Annotated in this window: 16 protein-coding genes and 1 other annotated feature; all 16 genes read left to right on the top strand. The window is 44.9% G+C overall.

Annotated features, from left to right (window positions below; all coding sequences use genetic code 11):
• Window positions 1–3 precede the first annotated feature (3 nt).
• The 16 genes from sigH to tuf all read left to right on the top strand — a co-directional run bounded on the left by sigH (window position 4) and on the right by tuf (window position 18,159).
• Window positions 4–720 (top strand): RNA polymerase sporulation sigma factor SigH, encoded by a 717-nt coding sequence (sigH, locus tag DH10bf12_RS04585; RefSeq protein WP_471738187.1) that lies wholly within the window; start codon window positions 4–6, stop codon window positions 718–720.
• A 77-nt stretch (window positions 721–797) separates the two neighbouring features.
• A complete protein-coding gene (gene rpmG, locus DH10bf12_RS04590) occupies window positions 798–947 on the top strand; it encodes a 50S ribosomal protein L33 (protein WP_471737385.1) in 150 nt (49 codons plus the stop codon).
• A 57-nt stretch (window positions 948–1,004) separates the two neighbouring features.
• Window positions 1,005–1,184 (top strand): preprotein translocase subunit SecE, encoded by a 180-nt coding sequence (gene secE, locus DH10bf12_RS04595; RefSeq protein ID WP_039806247.1) that lies wholly within the window; start codon window positions 1,005–1,007, stop codon window positions 1,182–1,184.
• A gap of 343 nt (window positions 1,185–1,527) precedes the next feature.
• Complete coding sequence (gene nusG / locus DH10bf12_RS04600; RefSeq protein WP_471737386.1) at window positions 1,528–2,064, top strand: transcription termination/antitermination protein NusG; 537 nt, start codon at window positions 1,528–1,530, stop codon at window positions 2,062–2,064.
• 447 nt (window positions 2,065–2,511) lie between these two features.
• Entirely contained in the window at window positions 2,512–2,937 is a 426-nt protein-coding gene (gene rplK / locus DH10bf12_RS04605; protein WP_039806251.1) for a 50S ribosomal protein L11, read from the top strand.
• Window positions 2,938–3,041: 104 nt separating this feature from the next.
• The gene (gene rplA, locus DH10bf12_RS04610) at window positions 3,042–3,740 is read left to right on the top strand and encodes a 50S ribosomal protein L1 (protein ID WP_471737387.1); all 699 of its coding nucleotides are present in this window, start codon (window positions 3,042–3,044) and stop codon (window positions 3,738–3,740) included.
• Between the two features lie 58 nt (window positions 3,741–3,798).
• Window positions 3,799–3,945, top strand: a sequence feature (ribosomal protein L10 leader region).
• 46 nt (window positions 3,946–3,991) lie between these two features.
• Window positions 3,992–4,492 carry a 50S ribosomal protein L10 gene (gene rplJ, locus DH10bf12_RS04615; protein WP_471737388.1) on the top strand — a complete coding sequence of 167 codons (501 nt, stop codon included), beginning with the start codon at window positions 3,992–3,994 and terminating at the stop codon, window positions 4,490–4,492.
• Between the two features lie 68 nt (window positions 4,493–4,560).
• Window positions 4,561–4,923, top strand: coding sequence for a 50S ribosomal protein L7/L12 (rplL, locus tag DH10bf12_RS04620; RefSeq protein ID WP_404406737.1), 363 nt, complete (start codon window positions 4,561–4,563; stop codon window positions 4,921–4,923).
• A gap of 73 nt (window positions 4,924–4,996) precedes the next feature.
• Window positions 4,997–5,599 carry a class I SAM-dependent methyltransferase gene (locus DH10bf12_RS04625; RefSeq protein ID WP_471737389.1) on the top strand — a complete coding sequence of 201 codons (603 nt, stop codon included), beginning with the start codon at window positions 4,997–4,999 and terminating at the stop codon, window positions 5,597–5,599.
• A gap of 222 nt (window positions 5,600–5,821) precedes the next feature.
• Window positions 5,822–9,382 (top strand): DNA-directed RNA polymerase subunit beta, encoded by a 3,561-nt coding sequence (gene rpoB / locus DH10bf12_RS04630; protein ID WP_471737390.1) that lies wholly within the window; start codon window positions 5,822–5,824, stop codon window positions 9,380–9,382.
• A 60-nt stretch (window positions 9,383–9,442) separates the two neighbouring features.
• Entirely contained in the window at window positions 9,443–13,042 is a 3,600-nt protein-coding gene (gene rpoC / locus DH10bf12_RS04635) for a DNA-directed RNA polymerase subunit beta' (RefSeq protein ID WP_471737391.1), read from the top strand.
• 375 nt (window positions 13,043–13,417) lie between these two features.
• A complete protein-coding gene (locus DH10bf12_RS04640; protein ID WP_039806264.1) occupies window positions 13,418–13,666 on the top strand; it encodes a 50S ribosomal protein L7ae-like protein in 249 nt (82 codons plus the stop codon).
• A gap of 101 nt (window positions 13,667–13,767) precedes the next feature.
• Window positions 13,768–14,187, top strand: a complete 420-nt coding sequence (gene rpsL / locus DH10bf12_RS04645) for a 30S ribosomal protein S12 (protein WP_134382767.1) — start codon at window positions 13,768–13,770, stop codon at window positions 14,185–14,187.
• A 47-nt stretch (window positions 14,188–14,234) separates the two neighbouring features.
• Complete coding sequence (gene rpsG, locus DH10bf12_RS04650) at window positions 14,235–14,705, top strand: 30S ribosomal protein S7 (RefSeq protein ID WP_039806267.1); 471 nt, start codon at window positions 14,235–14,237, stop codon at window positions 14,703–14,705.
• Between the two features lie 51 nt (window positions 14,706–14,756).
• On the top strand, window positions 14,757–16,835 hold the full coding sequence (gene fusA / locus DH10bf12_RS04655; protein ID WP_471737392.1) for an elongation factor G: 2,079 nt from the start codon (window positions 14,757–14,759) through the stop codon (window positions 16,833–16,835).
• Window positions 16,836–16,968: 133 nt separating this feature from the next.
• Entirely contained in the window at window positions 16,969–18,159 is a 1,191-nt protein-coding gene (tuf, locus tag DH10bf12_RS04660; protein WP_471737393.1) for an elongation factor Tu, read from the top strand.
• Window positions 18,160–18,420 lie beyond the last annotated feature (261 nt).

An 18,420-nucleotide genomic window follows, 5' to 3' on the forward strand; every position in this document is an offset into this window, starting at 1 on the left:
CGGTTGACGCTTAAAAATTCTGTAAAGTATAATATTTCTATCTATTTGTTTCACAGAGGCGGGGGGATCCTTTTGAACGCACACACTCAGACAGCAGGAAACGTATTCAGTGGCATGGAAGACGATAAAATTATCGAACAGATTCACAGTGGGAATAGTGATGCACTAGATTTTCTGATCAATAAGTATCGGCATTTTGTCCGGGTAAAAGCCCGTTCTTATTTTCTGATTGGCGCTGACAAAGAGGATATTATACAGGAAGGAATGATCGGACTTTATAAAGCAATCCGCGATTATAAAGGCGAAAAGCTCACTTCCTTTAAAGCGTTTGCAGAACTGTGTATTACCCGTCAGATCATTACAGCGATCAAGACAGCAACCCGTCAAAAGCATATCCCGCTCAATTCCTACGTATCTCTCGATAAACCGATTTATGATGAAGAGTCAGACCGGACACTGATGGATGTGATCTCACCTGCGAAGCAGACTGATCCTGAAGCCCTAGTGATTCACCGGGAGGAATTCAGCAAAATAGAAGGTAAAGTAGCTGAGCTCCTGAGCGACCTTGAAAGACAGGTGCTTTCTCTATATCTGGATGGGCAGTCCTATCAGGAGATCTCAGAAGAGCTGGACCGTCATGTGAAATCAATTGATAACGCACTCCAGCGCGTGAAAAGAAAATTAGAGCGCTATCTGGAGGCCCGGGAATTGACTTTCTAGCCGGAATGTTATATTGACATGGCTTCCATAGAGTGTTATTTTTTAAAGGATGCACATCCTGAAAAGGAATGAACATTATGACTAAAAAGACAATCCTTGCCTGCACAGAATGCGGGTCCCGTAACTATACGGTCCCTTCTAATGGCGGCAGGCAGACCGATAGATTAGAAGTTAAGAAATTTTGCCGCTACTGTAATGCTCATACTGTCCATAAGCAGACGGTATGATGGCCTGCCCCCTGGCGCAGGCTGTTTGAAATAACACTGGTTGGAGGGTACGTCATCATGAGTAAAATCAGCAACTTCTTTCGAAATGTTGCTTCCGAAATGCGTAAGGTCAGCTGGCCGAGACGTAAGGAACTGACAAAGTACACTGTTACAGTTCTGACAACAGTTATCTTTGTTGCAGTATTCTTTTTCGTCATCGACATGGGTATTGATGCGATCATTAACTGGATCCTATAATCCGCTTTCTTTTCGCACCTGAAGAGCATTTCGTGTACAATAGCAGGAGACATGTCAAAGCCCGTTTAACGGGTTTTTTCATTGTTTAAAATGAATTTTGGAACCTATGACGGACAGATAGATAAGTGTTATAAATGCTTTGTTAAAGTCCATTGTTGTTTTTGCACAGCTGGTGATTGAAGTGGAAGGGGGCGGCTCGCAGGAAGGGACAGGTGAGGCATATGGCGAAGCCTGCTGGCTCACCGCCCGGCCGCGGAAAGCGTCCCCCTGAAACGGAAATCAACAGCCAACTTTAGCAAAGTATATGAAAAAGGCAGCTGCCTAAAAAAGGAGGAATCTCTTCGTGGAAAAGAATTGGTATGTGGTTCACACGTATTCAGGTTATGAGAATAAAGTGAAAATGAACCTTGAGAAACGAGTAGAGACGATGGGGATGCAGGATAAAATCTTCCGCGTTGTCGTACCTGAAGAGGAAGAAACTGAAATTAAAGATGGTAAAGCAAAAACAGTGAAGCGTAAAACGTTCCCTGGTTATGTGCTTGTAGAAATCGTCATGACAGATGATTCATGGTACGTCGTGCGTAACACGCCGGGCGTAACAGGATTCGTCGGATCATCAGGCGGCGGCGCAAAGCCGACACCACTTCTTCCTGAAGAAGTAACACAGCTGCTCAAGCAAATGGGCATGCAGGAACGCACAATCGACGTAGACTTCGAACTTGGCGAAAACGTAACAGTCAACGAAGGACCATTCGCTAACTTTGCAGGCGTCATCGAAGAAATCGACGCTGACAAAGGAAAAGTCAAAGTACTCGTCAACATGTTCGGCCGTGAAACACCAGTTGAACTGGAATTCACACAAATTACGAAACTGGATTAAGAAGTGTCTGAGTGGTTTTGATTTTGTTTGATGAAAAGACACTTTATTAAGAGGTTTAATAAAACCCATCTGTGTATTTGCACAACTGATGGGCGAAGCGTAAGGGGGCGACTCCTGTGGCAGGAAGGGACAGGTGAGACAGAGCATGGCGAAGCCTGCTGGCTCACCGCCCGGCCACGGAAAGCGTCCCCCTGAAGCGTAGCTCATCAGTCAGCCTTAACAAAGTACAGCCAAAAGAAAAACCGCTTATTTCACCAATTTCCTTAAAATATAAAAAGAACGTCTTGAATTATGATTTGAAAGATGGTAACATCTTTTAAGTCAGTATGTCTCAATAGAGAGACTGAACTAACATTTTATATTCTTTATATAAAAGAATCAGTTTTGAGTGGGAGGGCAAAAACAAAAGCCCTATTACCACATCACGGACTTAAGGAGGTGTGTCTCGTGGCTAAAAAAGTTATTAAAATGGTAAAGCTTCAAATCCCTGCTGGGAAAGCTAATCCAGCTCCGCCGGTAGGTCCTGCACTAGGTCAGGCTGGTGTTAACATTATGGGATTCTGTAAAGAGTTTAACGCTCGTACAGCTGATCAAGCTGGTCTTATCATCCCTGTTGAAATCACGGTTTTTGAAGACCGTTCATTTACATTCGTTACTAAAACTCCGCCAGCTGCAGTTCTTCTGAAGAAAGCAGCAGGAATCGAGTCAGGTTCTGGTGAACCAAACCGCAACAAAGTAGCGGCTGTCAAGCGTGACAAGGTACGTGAAATCGCGGAAACAAAAATGCCTGATCTTAACGCAGCTGATGTTGAAGCAGCAATGCGTATGGTTGAAGGTACGGCTCGAAGCATGGGGATTACGATTGAAGACTAATTGATGTTTTGTCTTGGACAGGGTTGCGAAGCTGAAGAACTTTCACTCGCAACCTTTATTCGTGGGAGGTTATTCCGCTAAAACCACATTAGGAGGAACTTATAATGGCTAAAAAAGGTAAAAAGTATCAAGAAGCTGCAAAGCTTGTTGACCGTTCAGTGAACTACTCAGTAACTGAAGCAATTGAGCTTGCGCAAAAGACAAGCACTGTAAAATTCGATGCAACTGTGGAAGCAGCATTCCGCCTTGGTATCGATACTCGTAAAAACGACCAGCAGATCCGTGGCGCAGTAGTGCTTCCAAACGGAACTGGTAAAACGCAAAGCGTTCTTGTTTTCGCTAAAGGCGAAAAAGCAAAAGAAGCTGAAGCGGCTGGCGCAGACTACGTTGGAGAAGGCGACCTTGTTCAAAAAATTCAGGGCGGCTGGTTTGATTTTGACGTAATCGTTGCAACACCTGACATGATGGGTGAAGTTGGTAAACTAGGACGTGTTCTTGGACCAAAAGGCCTTATGCCAAACCCTAAAACAGGCACAGTTACATTTGACGTTGAAAAAGCTGTAAATGAAATCAAAGCTGGTAAAGTTGAATACCGTGCTGAAAAGTCTGGTATCATCCACGTACCAATCGGTAAAGTTTCATTTGATCAGGAAAAGCTTGTTGAAAACTTCAACGCAATTTTTGATGTTGTCCAGAAGGCAAAGCCAGCTTCATCTAAGGGAACTTACATGAAGTCAGTAGCTGTAACATCGACTATGGGCCCTGGAATCAAGGTTGACCCATCTTCTGTAACAGTAAAATAATTAATAAACGTTATTGACACAACTGGAGAACATCTGCTATGATGTTCTCTGTTGTGAAATTATATATTCATTTGTACCGTAGACAGCAGGTGTCCTGAGTGACTTAATTCCCTGCCGAGGTCATGACGATTAAAAGAATTTTCTTTTACTTGAAATGATACGCCTCTATGTCTACTTTCCGGCATAGAGGCTTTTTTATGATCGGAACGGTATAAGTGACGCCTACAGCAAATATTACAGGAGGTGTTAGGATGAGCAGTGTTATCGAGCAAAAGAAACAACTTGTAACAGAAATCCAGGAAAAACTTCAATCGAGCGCAGCATCAGTAATTGTTGATTACCGCGGACTATCTGTTGCAGAAGTAACTGAGCTTCGTAAACAGCTTCGTGAAGCAGGTGTTGAGTTCAAAGTTTACAAAAACTCAATGACTCGCCGTGCTGCAGAAGCTGCTGGTCTTGAAGGTCTTGATGAAAGCCTTACAGGTCCTAATGCAATCGCATTTTCTGCTGAAGATGTTGTTGCACCAGCGAAGATTCTTAACAACTTTGCGAAAAACCATGAAGCACTTGAACTTAAAGCAGGTGTGATCGAAGGATCTGTTGCTTCACTTGAACAAGTGAAAGCTCTTGCGGAACTTCCATCACGCGACGGCCTACTTTCTATGCTTCTTAGCGTTCTTACTGCGCCAATGCGCGGATTCGCAGTTGCAACTCAAGCAGTTGCAGATCAAAAAGAAGAACAGGGCGCATAATTCCCTGTTAGCCGGATAGCAATATCCAACCAAAAAACTAAAAACATTCCACAAGGAGGAACTATATCATGACTAAAGAACAAATGATCGAAGCAATCAAAGAAATGACAGTTCTTGAACTGAACGACCTAGTAAAAGCAATCGAAGAAGAATTCGGCGTATCTGCTGCTGCTCCTGTAGCTGTAGCTGGTGGCGGAGCTGGAGAAGCTGCTGCTGAGCAAACTGAATTTGACGTTGTTCTTACTGAAGCTGGAGCTCAAAAGATCAAGGTTATCAAAGTGGTTCGTGAAATCACTGGTCTTGGCCTGAAAGAAGCTAAAGAAATGGTAGACAACACGCCTAAAGCTGTTAAAGAAGGCGCTTCTAAAGAAGAGGCTGAAGAGCTTAAAGCTAAACTTGAAGAAGTTGGCGCTGGCGTAGAAGTTAAGTAATTTTGTCTTAAGAGAAAGTCCGCTTGAAATATAGCGGGCTTTTTTTATCGAAAAGAAGGGTGGGATGGTCGTTATGTCGGATCATTATTACTCAAAGAAACCCGGAGTGGAAAGTAAACCGAACTGGTGGGACTTTACACTGCGCGGTCATAAGTTAAAGTTTAAAACTGATCAGGGTGTATTCTCAAAAAATGAAGTAGATTTCGGTTCGAGGGTGCTAATTGAAGCGTTCGAAGAGCCAGATGTCGCCGGTCCGGTGCTTGACGTCGGCTGTGGTTACGGTCCGATCGGTTTGACGCTTGCCAGAGAAATGCCTGAGAGAAAGATTCATATGGTGGATGTCAATGAACGGGCGCTTGAATTAGCAAAAGAAAATGCGGAGCAGAATCATATTCGCAATATCTCAATTTATGAAAGTGATTGCCTTGATCAGGTGGAAGAGCAATCCTTTGCAGCGATTCTGACAAACCCGCCGATCCGTGCAGGGAAGCAGACTGTTCACCGGATTTTTGAACAGAGTGCAGAGAAGATTCTGCCTGGCGGGACACTGTGGGTAGTCATTCAGAAAAAGCAGGGAGCGCCATCTGCCAGAGCGAAGCTTGAAGCGTTATTTTCAACTGTCGAAGTTGTAGATAAGCAAAAAGGATACTTTATCTTCAAAGCGAAAAAAGATTGACCGCCTATAGTGGTTGTGTTACTATTATAAGATGTAAAAATATTAATATCAGTAAGTATGTCCATTTTGTATAAATGGACTGTCTTTTGGGTAAAATGGTTTAAATAAAGTTTTAAAGAATAGAAAATGTGGAGATTTCCCGTTTTCTATTTGTGTTATGTTCGTTTTTTCTATTTATAGGGCTAACGGACGCTAAAATGCTTGATTTGAGGGGTGAATCAGTTGACAGGTCAACTAGTTCAGTATGGACGACACCGCCAGCGCAGAAGCTATGCGCGTATTAGTGAGGTGCTGGATTTACCGAATCTGATAGAGATTCAGACAGCTTCTTACGATTGGTTTTTAGAAGAAGGATTACGTGAAATGTTCCGCGATATTTCGCCGATCGAAGATTTCACAGGAAACTTGTCACTTGAGTTTATCGATTACAGCCTTGGTGAGCCAAAGTATTCTGTTGACGAATCAAAGGAGCGCGACGTAACTTATTCTGCGCCGCTTCGTGTAAAGGTACGTCTATTAAATAAAGATACTGGTGAAGTAAAAGACCAGGATGTATTTATGGGAGACTTCCCGCTGATGACAGAGACAGGCACCTTCATTATTAATGGAGCAGAGCGTGTTATTGTTTCTCAGCTTGTTCGTTCTCCGAGCGTATATTTCCATGGAAAAATGGATAAAAACGGGAAGCGTGGCTTTGGCGCAACGGTGATTCCAAACCGTGGTGCATGGCTTGAGTATGAGACTGATGCAAAAGATGTTGTTCACGTCCGTATCGACCGTACACGTAAACTTCCTGTAACTGTATTGCTGCGTGCACTTGGTTTTGGTTCTGATCAGGAGATTATTGACCTGGTTGGTGACAATGAGTATATCCGCAATACGCTGGAAAAAGACAATACCGAAAGTGTTGAAAAAGCGCTTCTGGAAATCTATGAGCGTCTGCGCCCGGGTGAACCCCCGACTGTAGAAAATGCTAAGAGTCTTCTGGAATCACGTTTCTTTGACCCTAAGCGTTATGATCTGGCTAATGTAGGCCGTTATAAAATGAATAAAAAGCTTCATATTAAGAATCGTCTTTTCGGACAGGTCCTTGCTGAAACGCTTGCTGACCCTGAAACTGGCGAGATCTTAGCTGAAAAAGGAACAACACTTGACCGTCGTAACCTCGATAAGCTGATTCCTAACCTTGAAAACGGGGTAGGCTTCATTACTTATAACCAGGTAGGCGGAGTGGTTGAAGAAGATTTAACACTTCAGACAATTAAAATTCAAGTGCCTAACTCAGAAGAAGGACAGGAGATCAACGTAATCAGTAATGCTTATGTTGATGACAGTGTGAAGAACATTACGATTGCTGATATCGTTTCTTCTATCAGTTACTTCTTTAACCTGTTGCACGGAGTAGGCTTAACAGATGATATTGACCACCTTGGTAACCGTCGTCTGCGTTCAGTAGGGGAACTTCTGCAGAACCAATTCCGTATTGGTCTGTCACGTATGGAGCGTGTGGTTCGTGAAAGAATGTCAATTCAGGATACAAATACAATCACGCCTCAGCAGCTGATTAATATTCGTCCTGTTATTGCTTCTATTAAAGAGTTCTTTGGAAGCTCTCAGCTTTCACAGTTCATGGATCAGACAAACCCGCTTGCAGAACTGACGCATAAACGCCGTCTATCTGCACTTGGACCTGGTGGTTTAACACGTGAACGTGCAGGCTTTGAAGTGCGTGACGTTCACTACTCTCACTACGGCCGTATGTGTCCGATTGAAACACCTGAGGGTCCGAATATCGGACTGATCAACTCATTGTCAAGCTTTGCGAAGGTAAACCGTTTCGGCTTCATCGAGACACCTTACCGCCGCGTTGACCCTGAGACAGGCAGAGTAACAGAACAAATCGATTATCTGACTGCTGATGAAGAGGATAATTATGTTGTGGCACAGGCGAATGCGCGCCTTGGTGATGACGGTTCATTCCTTGATGAAGAAGTTGTATCCCGTTTCCGCGGTGAAAACACTGTCTTCAAGCGTGACCGCATTGACTATATGGACGTATCACCTAAGCAGGTAGTATCTGCTGCGACAGCATGTATCCCGTTCCTTGAAAACGATGACTCGAACCGTGCGTTAATGGGAGCGAACATGCAGCGTCAGGCAGTTCCACTGATGAATCCGGAAGCACCTTTTGTAGGTACAGGAATGGAGCACGTTTCTGCGAAGGATTCAGGGGCTGCTGTAATTAATAAGCATGAAGGAATCGTCGAGCGCGTACAGGCTAACCAGATTTGGGTACGCCGCTTAACAGATGTCGACGGTAACGAGACAGAAGGCGATCTTGATAAATACAGACTGCAGAAATTCATCCGCTCAAATCAGGGTACATGCTACAACCAGCGTCCGATCGTTGCTGTAGGTGACCGTGTTGACAAAGGTGAAATTCTTGCAGACGGACCATCGATGGAAGCAGGAGAACTTGCGCTTGGACGGAACGTACTTGTCGGTTTTATGACGTGGGACGGCTTTAACTACGAGGATGCTGTCATCATGAGTGAGCGCCTTGTGAAAGACGATGTATACACGTCTATTCATATTGAAGAGTATGAATCAGAGTCACGTGATACAAAGCTTGGACCTGAAGAAATCACGCGTGATATTCCTAACGTAGGTGAGGATGCACTTCGCAACCTTGATGACCGTGGAATTATCCGTGTGGGTGCTGAAGTAAAAGATGGTGATATTCTTGTTGGTAAAGTAACGCCTAAAGGTGTAACTGAGCTGACTGCTGAAGAACGTCTGCTTCATGCAATCTTCGGTGAGAAAGCACGTGAAGTACGTGATACGTCACTTCGTGTACCACACGGAGCAGGCGGAATCATTCTTGACGTGAAAATCTTCAACCGTGAAGACGGCGATGAGCTGCCTCCTGGTGTAAACCAGCTGGTACGTGCTTATATCGTGCAGAAGAGAAAGATTTCTGTAGGGGATAAAATGGCCGGACGTCACGGTAACAAAGGTGTTATCTCGCGTATTCTTCCAGAAGAAGATATGCCATATCTTCCAGACGGCACACCAATTGACATCATGTTAAATCCATTGGGTGTACCATCTCGTATGAACATCGGTCAGGTTCTTGAGATGCACATGGGAATGGCTGCCCGCGCAATGGGTATCCATATCGCAACACCGGTATTTGACGGTGCCAATGAGGAAGACGTTTGGGAAACAATCGCAGAATCAGGTATGTCACGTGATGGTAAAACAGTTCTTTATGATGGAAGAACTGGTGACCCATTCGACAACCGTGTATCAGTCGGCGTCATGTATATGATTAAGCTTGCACACATGGTTGATGACAAACTTCACGCACGTTCAACAGGACCATACTCACTTGTTACACAGCAGCCACTGGGCGGTAAAGCACAGTTCGGCGGACAGCGTTTTGGTGAGATGGAGGTTTGGGCACTTGAAGCATACGGTGCCGCTTATACACTTCAGGAAATTCTAACTGTCAAATCAGATGACGTTGTCGGACGTGTGAAAACGTACGAAGCGATCGTAAAAGGCGACAGCGTTCCGGAGCCGGGCGTTCCTGAATCATTTAAAGTATTAATCAAAGAACTTCAGAGTCTTGGTATGGATGTGAAAATGCTATCTGCCAACGATGAAGAAATCGAAATGCGCGACCTTGATGACGATGACGACATCCATCAGGCTGATGCATTAAACATTGCGCCGGAAACAGAAGCACCAGCTTCTCAAACTGTCGGCACGAAAGAATAGTTGTGACACTGGGAATCAACAAAAGGGTGAAACCTTTAAACGAAAAGGGAGGTAGGCTCCTTGATAGATGTTAATAACTTTGAATATATGAAAATTGGTTTAGCCTCACCTGACAAGATCCGCTCTTGGTCATTTGGTGAAGTGAAGAAGCCTGAAACGATTAACTATCGTACACTTAAGCCTGAAAAAGACGGTCTTTTCTGCGAGCGAATCTTCGGCCCGCAGAAAGACTGGGAGTGTCACTGTGGTAAATACAAGCGCGTCCGTTATAAGGGCGTCGTTTGTGACCGCTGTGGTGTTGAAGTAACTCGTGCAAAAGTCCGTCGTGAACGTATGGGTCACATCGAGCTTGCAGCACCTGTATCTCACATCTGGTACTTCAAGGGTATTCCAAGCCGCATGGGACTTGTTCTTGACATGTCACCACGTGCGCTTGAAGAGGTCATCTACTTTGCTTCATACGTAGTAACTGAAGCAGGAGATACTGCACTTGAAAAGAAACAGCTTCTTTCTGAGAAGGAATACCGTGCGTACCGTGAAAAGTTCAGCGGTAAATTCCAGGCTGCTATGGGAGCTGAAGCGATTCGTAAGCTTCTTCAGGATATCGATCTTGATAAAGAAGCGGAATCACTTAAAGAAGAATTGAAAACTGCTCAGGGCCAGCGTCGTACTCGTGCGATCAAGCGTCTTGAAGTAGTAGAATCATTCCGTAACTCAGGCAACCTTCCTGACTGGATGGTTCTTGATGTACTGCCTGTGATCCCGCCGGAACTTCGTCCAATGGTTCAGCTTGATGGTGGACGTTTCGCCACATCTGACCTGAATGACCTGTACCGCCGTGTGATCAACCGTAACAACCGTCTGAAGCGTCTATTAGACCTTGGTGCACCAAGCATCATCGTACAGAACGAGAAGCGTATGCTGCAGGAAGCTGTAGATGCACTGATCGATAATGGCCGTCGCGGTCGTCCGGTTACAGGACCGGGTAATCGTCCATTAAAATCTCTTTCTCATATGCTGAAAGGGAAGCAGGGACGTTTCCGTCAGAACCTTCTTGGTAAGCGTGTTGACTATTCAGGCCGTTCAGTTATCGTTGTTGGACCTAGCCTGAAGATGTATCAGTGCGGACTGCCGAAGGAAATGGCACTTGAACTATTTAAGCCTTTCGTGATGAAAGAGCTTGTTGAGCGCGGACTTGCGCATAATATTAAGAGTGCAAAACGTAAGATTGAACGTGTCCATGATGAAGTTTGGGACGTACTTGAAGATGTAATCAGGGAGCATCCGGTTCTTCTTAACCGAGCACCTACGCTTCACCGTCTTGGTATCCAGGCATTCGAACCAACATTGGTTGAAGGCCGTGCGATCCGTCTTCACCCGCTCGTATGTACAGCTTATAACGCTGACTTTGACGGTGACCAGATGGCGGTTCACGTACCACTATCATCTGAAGCTCAGGCTGAAGCGCGTCTTCTTATGCTTGCTGCACAGAACATCCTTAATCCGAAGGACGGAAAGCCAGTTGTTACACCGTCTCAGGATATGGTACTTGGTAACTACTACCTGACATTAGAGCGTAAAGACGCTGTAGGTGAAGGTTCAGTATTCCGTGATGCGGATGAAGTCCTTCTTGCATACCAGAATGGTTATGTTCACCTGCACACACGTATTGCGATCCAGGCAGGTGCTGTAAACAAACCAACATTTACGGAAGAACAGACGAAGAAACTTCTTCTGACAACTGTCGGAAAAGTAATCTTTAATGAAATTCTTCCTGAAGAATTCCCTTACATTAATGAGCCGACAATGGAGAACCTTGAGGTAAATACACCTGATAAGTACTTCGTTGACCCGACGACTAATGTAAAAGAACACTTCAAATCAGCTGATCTTGTAACACCGTTTAAGAAAGGATTCCTTGGAAGCATCATTGCTGAAGTCTTCAAGCGATTCCACTTAACGGATACATCTAAAATGCTTGATAGCATGAAGAATCTTGGATTCAAGCACTCAACGCGTGCTGGTATCACAATCGGTATCGCTGATATCGTGGTACTTCCTGAAAAGCAGGAAATCCTTGACGATGCACAGCTGAAGGTAGATAAAGTCCAGAAGCAATTCCGTCGTGGTCTGATTACAGAAGAGGAACGCTATGAGCGTGTCATCTCCATCTGGTCAGCAGCGAAGGATGTTATCCAGAATAAACTGATGCTTACACTCGACAGCCTGAATCCGATCTACATGATGAGTGACTCAGGTGCCCGTGGTAACGCATCTAACTTTACGCAGCTTGCCGGTATGCGTGGTCTGATGGCCAACCCGGCTGGACGTATCATCGAGCTTCCGATCAAGTCAAGTTTCCGTGAAGGTCTGACAGTACTTGAGTACTTCATCTCTACACACGGTGCCCGTAAAGGTCTTGCCGATACAGCACTGAAGACTGCCGATTCAGGTTACCTGACTCGCCGACTTGTAGACGTAGCACAAGATGTAATCGTCCGCGAAGAAGATTGCGGTACTGACCGTGGTCTGCGCGTAAGCTCACTGAAGGATGGAACAGAAGTCATCGAAGCGCTTGAAGAGCGTCTTGAAGGCCGTTATTCAAACCAGACAGTCAAGCATCCTAAGACTGGAGAAATCTTCGTAAAACGCAATGAGCTGATTACAGAAGATATCGCCCGTCAGATTATTGAAGCTGGTATCGAAGAAGTATCAATCCGTTCTGCATTCACTTGTAACACGCGTCATGGCGTATGTGAGAAGTGTTATGGTAAGAACCTTGCGACTGGTGAAAAAGTTGAAGTCGGCGAAGCCGTCGGTATCATCGCAGCCCAGTCAATTGGTGAGCCGGGTACACAGCTTACAATGCGTACATTCCACACAGGTGGTGTAGCAGGAGACGATATTACACAGGGTCTTCCACGTATCCAGGAAATTTTCGAAGCGCGTAACCCGAAAGGTCAAGCGACGATTTCTGAAATTGATGGTGTCGTAACAGAAGTCACTGAAGGTAAAGACCGTCAGCAGGATATTACAGTGAAAGGTGAAGTGGAAACAAAGACTTATTCTGCTCCTTACACTGCACGTCTGAAAGTAGCAGTTGACGATGTCATCGAACGCGGTCAGGTTCTGACAGAAGGTTCAATCGATCCGAAAGAACTGATCAAGATCCGTGACGTAGCTGCAGTTCAGGAATACCTGTTAAAAGAAGTACAAAAAGTATACCGTATGCAGGGTGTTGAAATCGGTGATAAGCACGTTGAAGTCATGGTCCGCCAGATGCTTCGTAAAGTACGTGTGATTGAAGCCGGAGAAACAGAACTGCTGCCAGGTTCACTGCTGGATGTACACCAGTTCATGGAAGCAAATCAACAGGTTCTGCTTGATGGTAAGCAGCCGGCAACAGGCCGCCCGCTTATCCTGGGGATCACAAAAGCATCTCTTGAAACAGAATCATTCCTTTCAGCTGCATCATTCCAGGAAACAACTCGTGTCCTGACAGACGCAGCAATCAAAGGGAAGCGTGATGAGCTCCTTGGTCTGAAAGAAAATGTTATCATCGGTAAACTTGTTCCAGCCGGAACGGGTATGCAGCGCTATCGCCAGGCTGAGATCGAAAATGAAGGCATTCCAAAGGAAGAACCAGTTTCCGTGGAATAATTCACAGCCTGTGAAAGCAAAAAAGGTGGCGCCCTATGTGGCGTCACCTTTTTTCATCTATTATATTTGTAAAAGACGGAAGTGTTATTTATAAATATATAGTAATTGATTGGAGTGGAGGGCGAAGACTCCTGCGGCGGGGAAGGGCAGGCGAGACTCCAGAAACACGCAGTGTTGAGGAGGCTCGCCGCCCGGCCGCGGAAAGCGAAGCCCTCCACGGAAATCAATTGCGGTTATTAGAGGTTACATGAATTTCATCAATCTTTATAAAGACCCCGCAATTATTTACAAACGTTGTTGACAACCTATCATTGAGATGATAATATATTCAAGGTTGCTACTAATTAACAACCTGTTACTTTGGAGGATATGATTATGTCTTATGAAAAAGTATCACAGGCTAAACACATCGTTGTAGGATCCAAGCAAGTCGTAAAGGCACTCAAAGCAGGGTCAGTCAGGGAAGTCATCGTTGCTGACGATGTCGACTCTCATGTTGTTGACCGGGTGCTACTCACCGCTGAAGAGATGAACGTAAACGTAACCCATGTGGATTCAATGAAGAAGCTGGGCAAAGCGTGCGGGATCGAGGTTGGTGCTGCTGCGGTAGCCATTACTATGTAAACATGTTTTTGCAGCAGAAGTTGCAAAGACTTTGTTTTTACCCTAAAATGAACCACCTGGATGTGTGGGCTTAAAATATTGAAGAAGGGAGGACATAAAACATGCCTACTATTAACCAATTAGTGCGTAAACCACGCCAATCAAAGGGCTCAAAGTCAGATTCACCAGCACTTAACAAAGGTTACAACAGCTTCAAGAAGAAAGCGACTAACCTTTCATCACCACAAAAGCGTGGTGTTTGTACTCGTGTTGGTACAATGACACCGAAGAAGCCGAACTCGGCACTTCGTAAATATGCTCGTGTGCGTCTTACAAACCAGATCGAGGTTACTGCATACATTCCTGGTATCGGGCACAACCTTCAAGAGCACAGTGTTGTTCTTATCCGTGGAGGACGTGTAAAGGATTTACCAGGGGTACGTTACCACATCGTACGTGGTGCGCTTGATACTGCTGGTGTAGATGGACGCCGTCAAGGTCGTTCACTATACGGTACTAAGAGACCTAAAGACAAAAAGTAATCAATTTATTATAAAGAAGTTATTTTCCTATGAAAGGAGGAAATCACATGCCTCGTAAAGGTGCAGTTGCAAAACGTGATGTTTTACCGGATCCGATTCATAACTCGAAACTGGTAACTCGTCTTGTAAACAAAATCATGATTGACGGAAAGAAAGGTACAGCTCAGCGTATCCTTTATTCTGCTTTCGATATCGTTCAGGAACGTTCTGGGAAAGATGCTCTAGAAGTATTCGACCAGGCGCTTAAGAACATTATGCCAGTTCTTGAAGTACGTGCTCGTCGTGTCGGCGGAGCGAACTATCAGGTACCGGTTGAGGTGCGTCCGGAACGTCGTACTACACTTGGACTTCGCTGGTTAGTAAACTATGCGCGTCTTCGTGGAGAAAAGACTATGGAAGAGCGTCTTGCTAATGAAATTCTTGATGCAGCAAACAACACTGGCGCTTCAGTTAAGAAGCGTGAAGATATGCATAAAATGGCTGAAGCAAATAAAGCATTTGCTCACTACCGCTGGTAGGATTCAGTATTTTATCAACCAAATCTCATTTAGTAGGAAGGAGAAAGACCAATGCCTAGAGAGTTCTCCTTAAAAAACACTCGTAATATCGGTATCATGGCTCACATCGATGCCGGTAAAACGACTGCTACGGAGCGTATCCTTTACTACACAGGCCGTATCCACAAAATCGGTGAAACGCACGAAGGTGCATCACAGATGGACTGGATGGAGCAGGAGCAGGAGCGTGGGATCACGATCACATCTGCTGCAACAACTGCTTCATGGAAGGGCCACCGTGTAAACATCATTGATACACCAGGACACGTAGACTTCACAGTAGAAGTTGAACGTTCACTTCGTGTACTTGATGGCGCTGTAGGTGTACTTGATGCCCAGTCGGGTGTTGAGCCACAGACAGAAACTGTATGGCGTCAGGCGACAACATACGGTGTTCCTCGTATCGTATTCGTTAATAAAATGGATAAGATCGGGGCAGACTTCCTTTATTCTGTTGGAACACTGCACGACCGTCTTCAGGCTAATGCACACCCAATTCAACTGCCAATCGGCGCGGAAGATGAATTCGAAGGAATCATCGACCTTGTTGAAAATGTTGCATACTTCTATGAAGATGATCTTGGTACTCGTACTGAGCAGCGTGAAATTCCTGAAGAATATAAGGAACAAGCTGAAGAATACCGCGGAAAGCTAATTGAAGCGGTAGCAGATCTTGATGAAGATCTAATGATGAAATACCTTGAAGGCGAAGAAATGACAGTGGATGAAATCAAAGCTGCAATCCGTAAAGGAACTTGTGACGTTGAATTCTATCCTGTAATCTGTGGTTCTGCATTCAAGAACAAAGGTGTTCAGCTTCTGCTTGATGCAGTGCTTGACTACCTTCCGTCACCACTTGATGTTAAGCCAATCACAGGACATGTTCCTGAGACAGAAGAAGAAATCGTTCGTCCTGCTAGCGACGAAGAGCCATTCTCTGCGCTTGCATTCAAAGTAATGACAGACCCTTATGTAGGTAAGCTTACATTCTTCCGTGTTTATTCTGGTGTGCTTCAGTCTGGATCATACGTACAGAATGCAACGAAAGGTAAGCGTGAGCGCGTAGGACGTATCCTGCAGATGCACGCTAACTCTCGTGAAGAAATTTCGGAAGTGTTTGCTGGAGATATCGCTGCTGCAGTTGGTCTTAAAGACACAACTACAGGGGACACGCTATGTGACGAAAAGAGTCTTGTTATTCTTGAGTCTATGGAATTCCCTGAGCCAGTTATCTCTGTTGCGATCGAACCTAAGTCTAAAGCTGACCAGGACAAAATGTCTCAGGCGCTTCAGAAGCTTCAGGAAGAAGATCCAACATTCCATGCTCACACTGACCAGGAAACTGGCCAGACGATCATCGCAGGTATGGGTGAACTTCACCTTGACATCCTGGTTGACCGTATGAAGCGTGAATTCAAAGTAGAAGCTAACGTGGGTGCTCCTCAGGTATCTTACCGTGAAACATTCCGCGGCTCTGCACAAGTTGAAGGGAAGTTCGTCCGCCAGTCTGGTGGTCGCGGACAGTTCGGTCACGTTAAGATCGAATTCTCTCCTAACGAAGAAGGAGCAGGCTTTGAATTTGAAAACGGCATCGTTGGGGGATCTGTACCACGTGAATACATTCCGGCTGTTCAGGCAGGTCTAGAAGACTCTCTTGACAACGGTGTACTTGCTGGTTACCCTCTAATCGACATCAAAGCGAGACTATACGATGGTTCATACCATGACGTTGACTCCTCTGAGATGGCGTTTAAGATTGCCGCATCTATGGCACTTAAAAATGCAGTTTCTAAGTGTAACCCGGTTCTTCTTGAGCCGCTAATGCGCGTAGAAGTTATGATCCCTGAAGAATACATGGGAGACATCATGGGTGACGTTACAGCTCGCCGTGGACGCGTAGAAGGTATGTCTGCTCGCGGTAACACACAAATCGTTAAAGCATTTGTACCGCTTGCTGAAATGTTCGGTTACGCAACTTCACTTCGTTCTAACACGCAGGGACGTGGAACATTCTCAATGTTCTTCGATCACTACGAGGAAGTACCGAAGTCTGTGAGTGAAGAAATCATCAAAAAAAATAAAGGTGAATAATTGATTTCACCCTTACAATAAAGTATAACTACTTATGTAAGCTATGGTGACTGCCGGGGGCTGCTGCTCCCGGGGAAGCTATATTTAAAAATAAAACTAATTAACTTTAATTATTTTAAGGAGGAATTCCGTAATGGCTAAGGAAAAATTCGACCGTTCGAAAACCCATGCGAATATTGGAACAATCGGACACGTTGACCATGGTAAAACAACTCTAACTGCTGCAATCACAACTGTACTTCACAAGAAATATGGTCGTGGATCTGCAATGGCATACGATCAAATCGATGGTGCTCCAGAAGAGCGCGAGCGCGGAATCACAATCTCAACTGCACACGTTGAGTACGAAACTGACACTCGTCACTACGCACACGTAGACTGCCCAGGACACGCTGACTATGTTAAGAACATGATCACTGGTGCTGCTCAGATGGACGGCGGTATTCTTGTAGTATCTGCTGCTGATGGCCCAATGCCACAGACTCGTGAGCACATCCTTCTATCTCGTCAGGTAGGTGTACCTTACCTTGTTGTATTCATGAACAAGTGTGACATGGTAGACGACGAAGAACTACTTGAACTAGTTGAAATGGAAATCCGTGACCTTCTTTCTGAGTACGATTTCCCAGGCGACGACATTCCAGTAATCAAAGGTTCTGCACTTAAAGCTCTTGAGGGAGAAGCAGAGTGGGAAGAGAAAATCTTCGAACTTATGGAAGCTGTAGATAGCTACATTCCAACTCCTGAGCGTGACACTGAAAAGCCATTCATGATGCCAATTGAGGATGTATTCTCAATCACTGGTCGTGGAACAGTTGCTACTGGACGTGTTGAGCGTGGACAAGTTAAAGTTGGTGACGAAGTTGAAATCATCGGTCTTTCTGAAGAGCCGAAGAAGACAATCGTTACTGGTGTTGAAATGTTCCGTAAGCTTCTTGATTATGCAGAAGCTGGCGACAACATTGGCGCACTTCTTCGTGGGGTTTCTCGCGACGACATCAACCGTGGACAGGTTCTTGCTAAGCCAGGAACAATCACTCCACACACTAACTTCAAAGCTGAAGTTTATGTTCTATCAAAAGAAGAAGGTGGACGTCACACTCCATTCTTCACTAACTACCGCCCACAGTTCTACTTCCGTACTACGGACGTAACTGGCGTATGTAACCTTCCTGATGGAGTAGAAATGGTTATGCCTGGCGACAACATCGAAATGACTGTTGAGCTAATCTCTCCTATCGCAATCGAAGAAGGAACTAAGTTCTCTATTCGTGAAGGTGGACGTACAGTAGGCGCTGGCGTTGTAGCTTCTATCCAGAAGTAATTTCTGCTAACGTATACCAAAGATCCTGCATCCATATGGATGCAGGATCTTTTTGTTGTGATAAAGCTATTTATATAATTGCGGTAAGATGCATCATCAGGTAATTGGAATGTGTGATCTGAACTTTGTAAATAAACCCGAAATTTAAGAAGCTGACCCGAAAATTATCATTTTTAAATCTTGTGACCCGGAAATAAGTCAATATGATCTGAATCTCAGAATGTAACCCGAAAAGAAGGGTATCTGACCCAAACTCCAAAC

The organism is Jeotgalibacillus sp. 10bf12 (assembly GCF_055597105.1).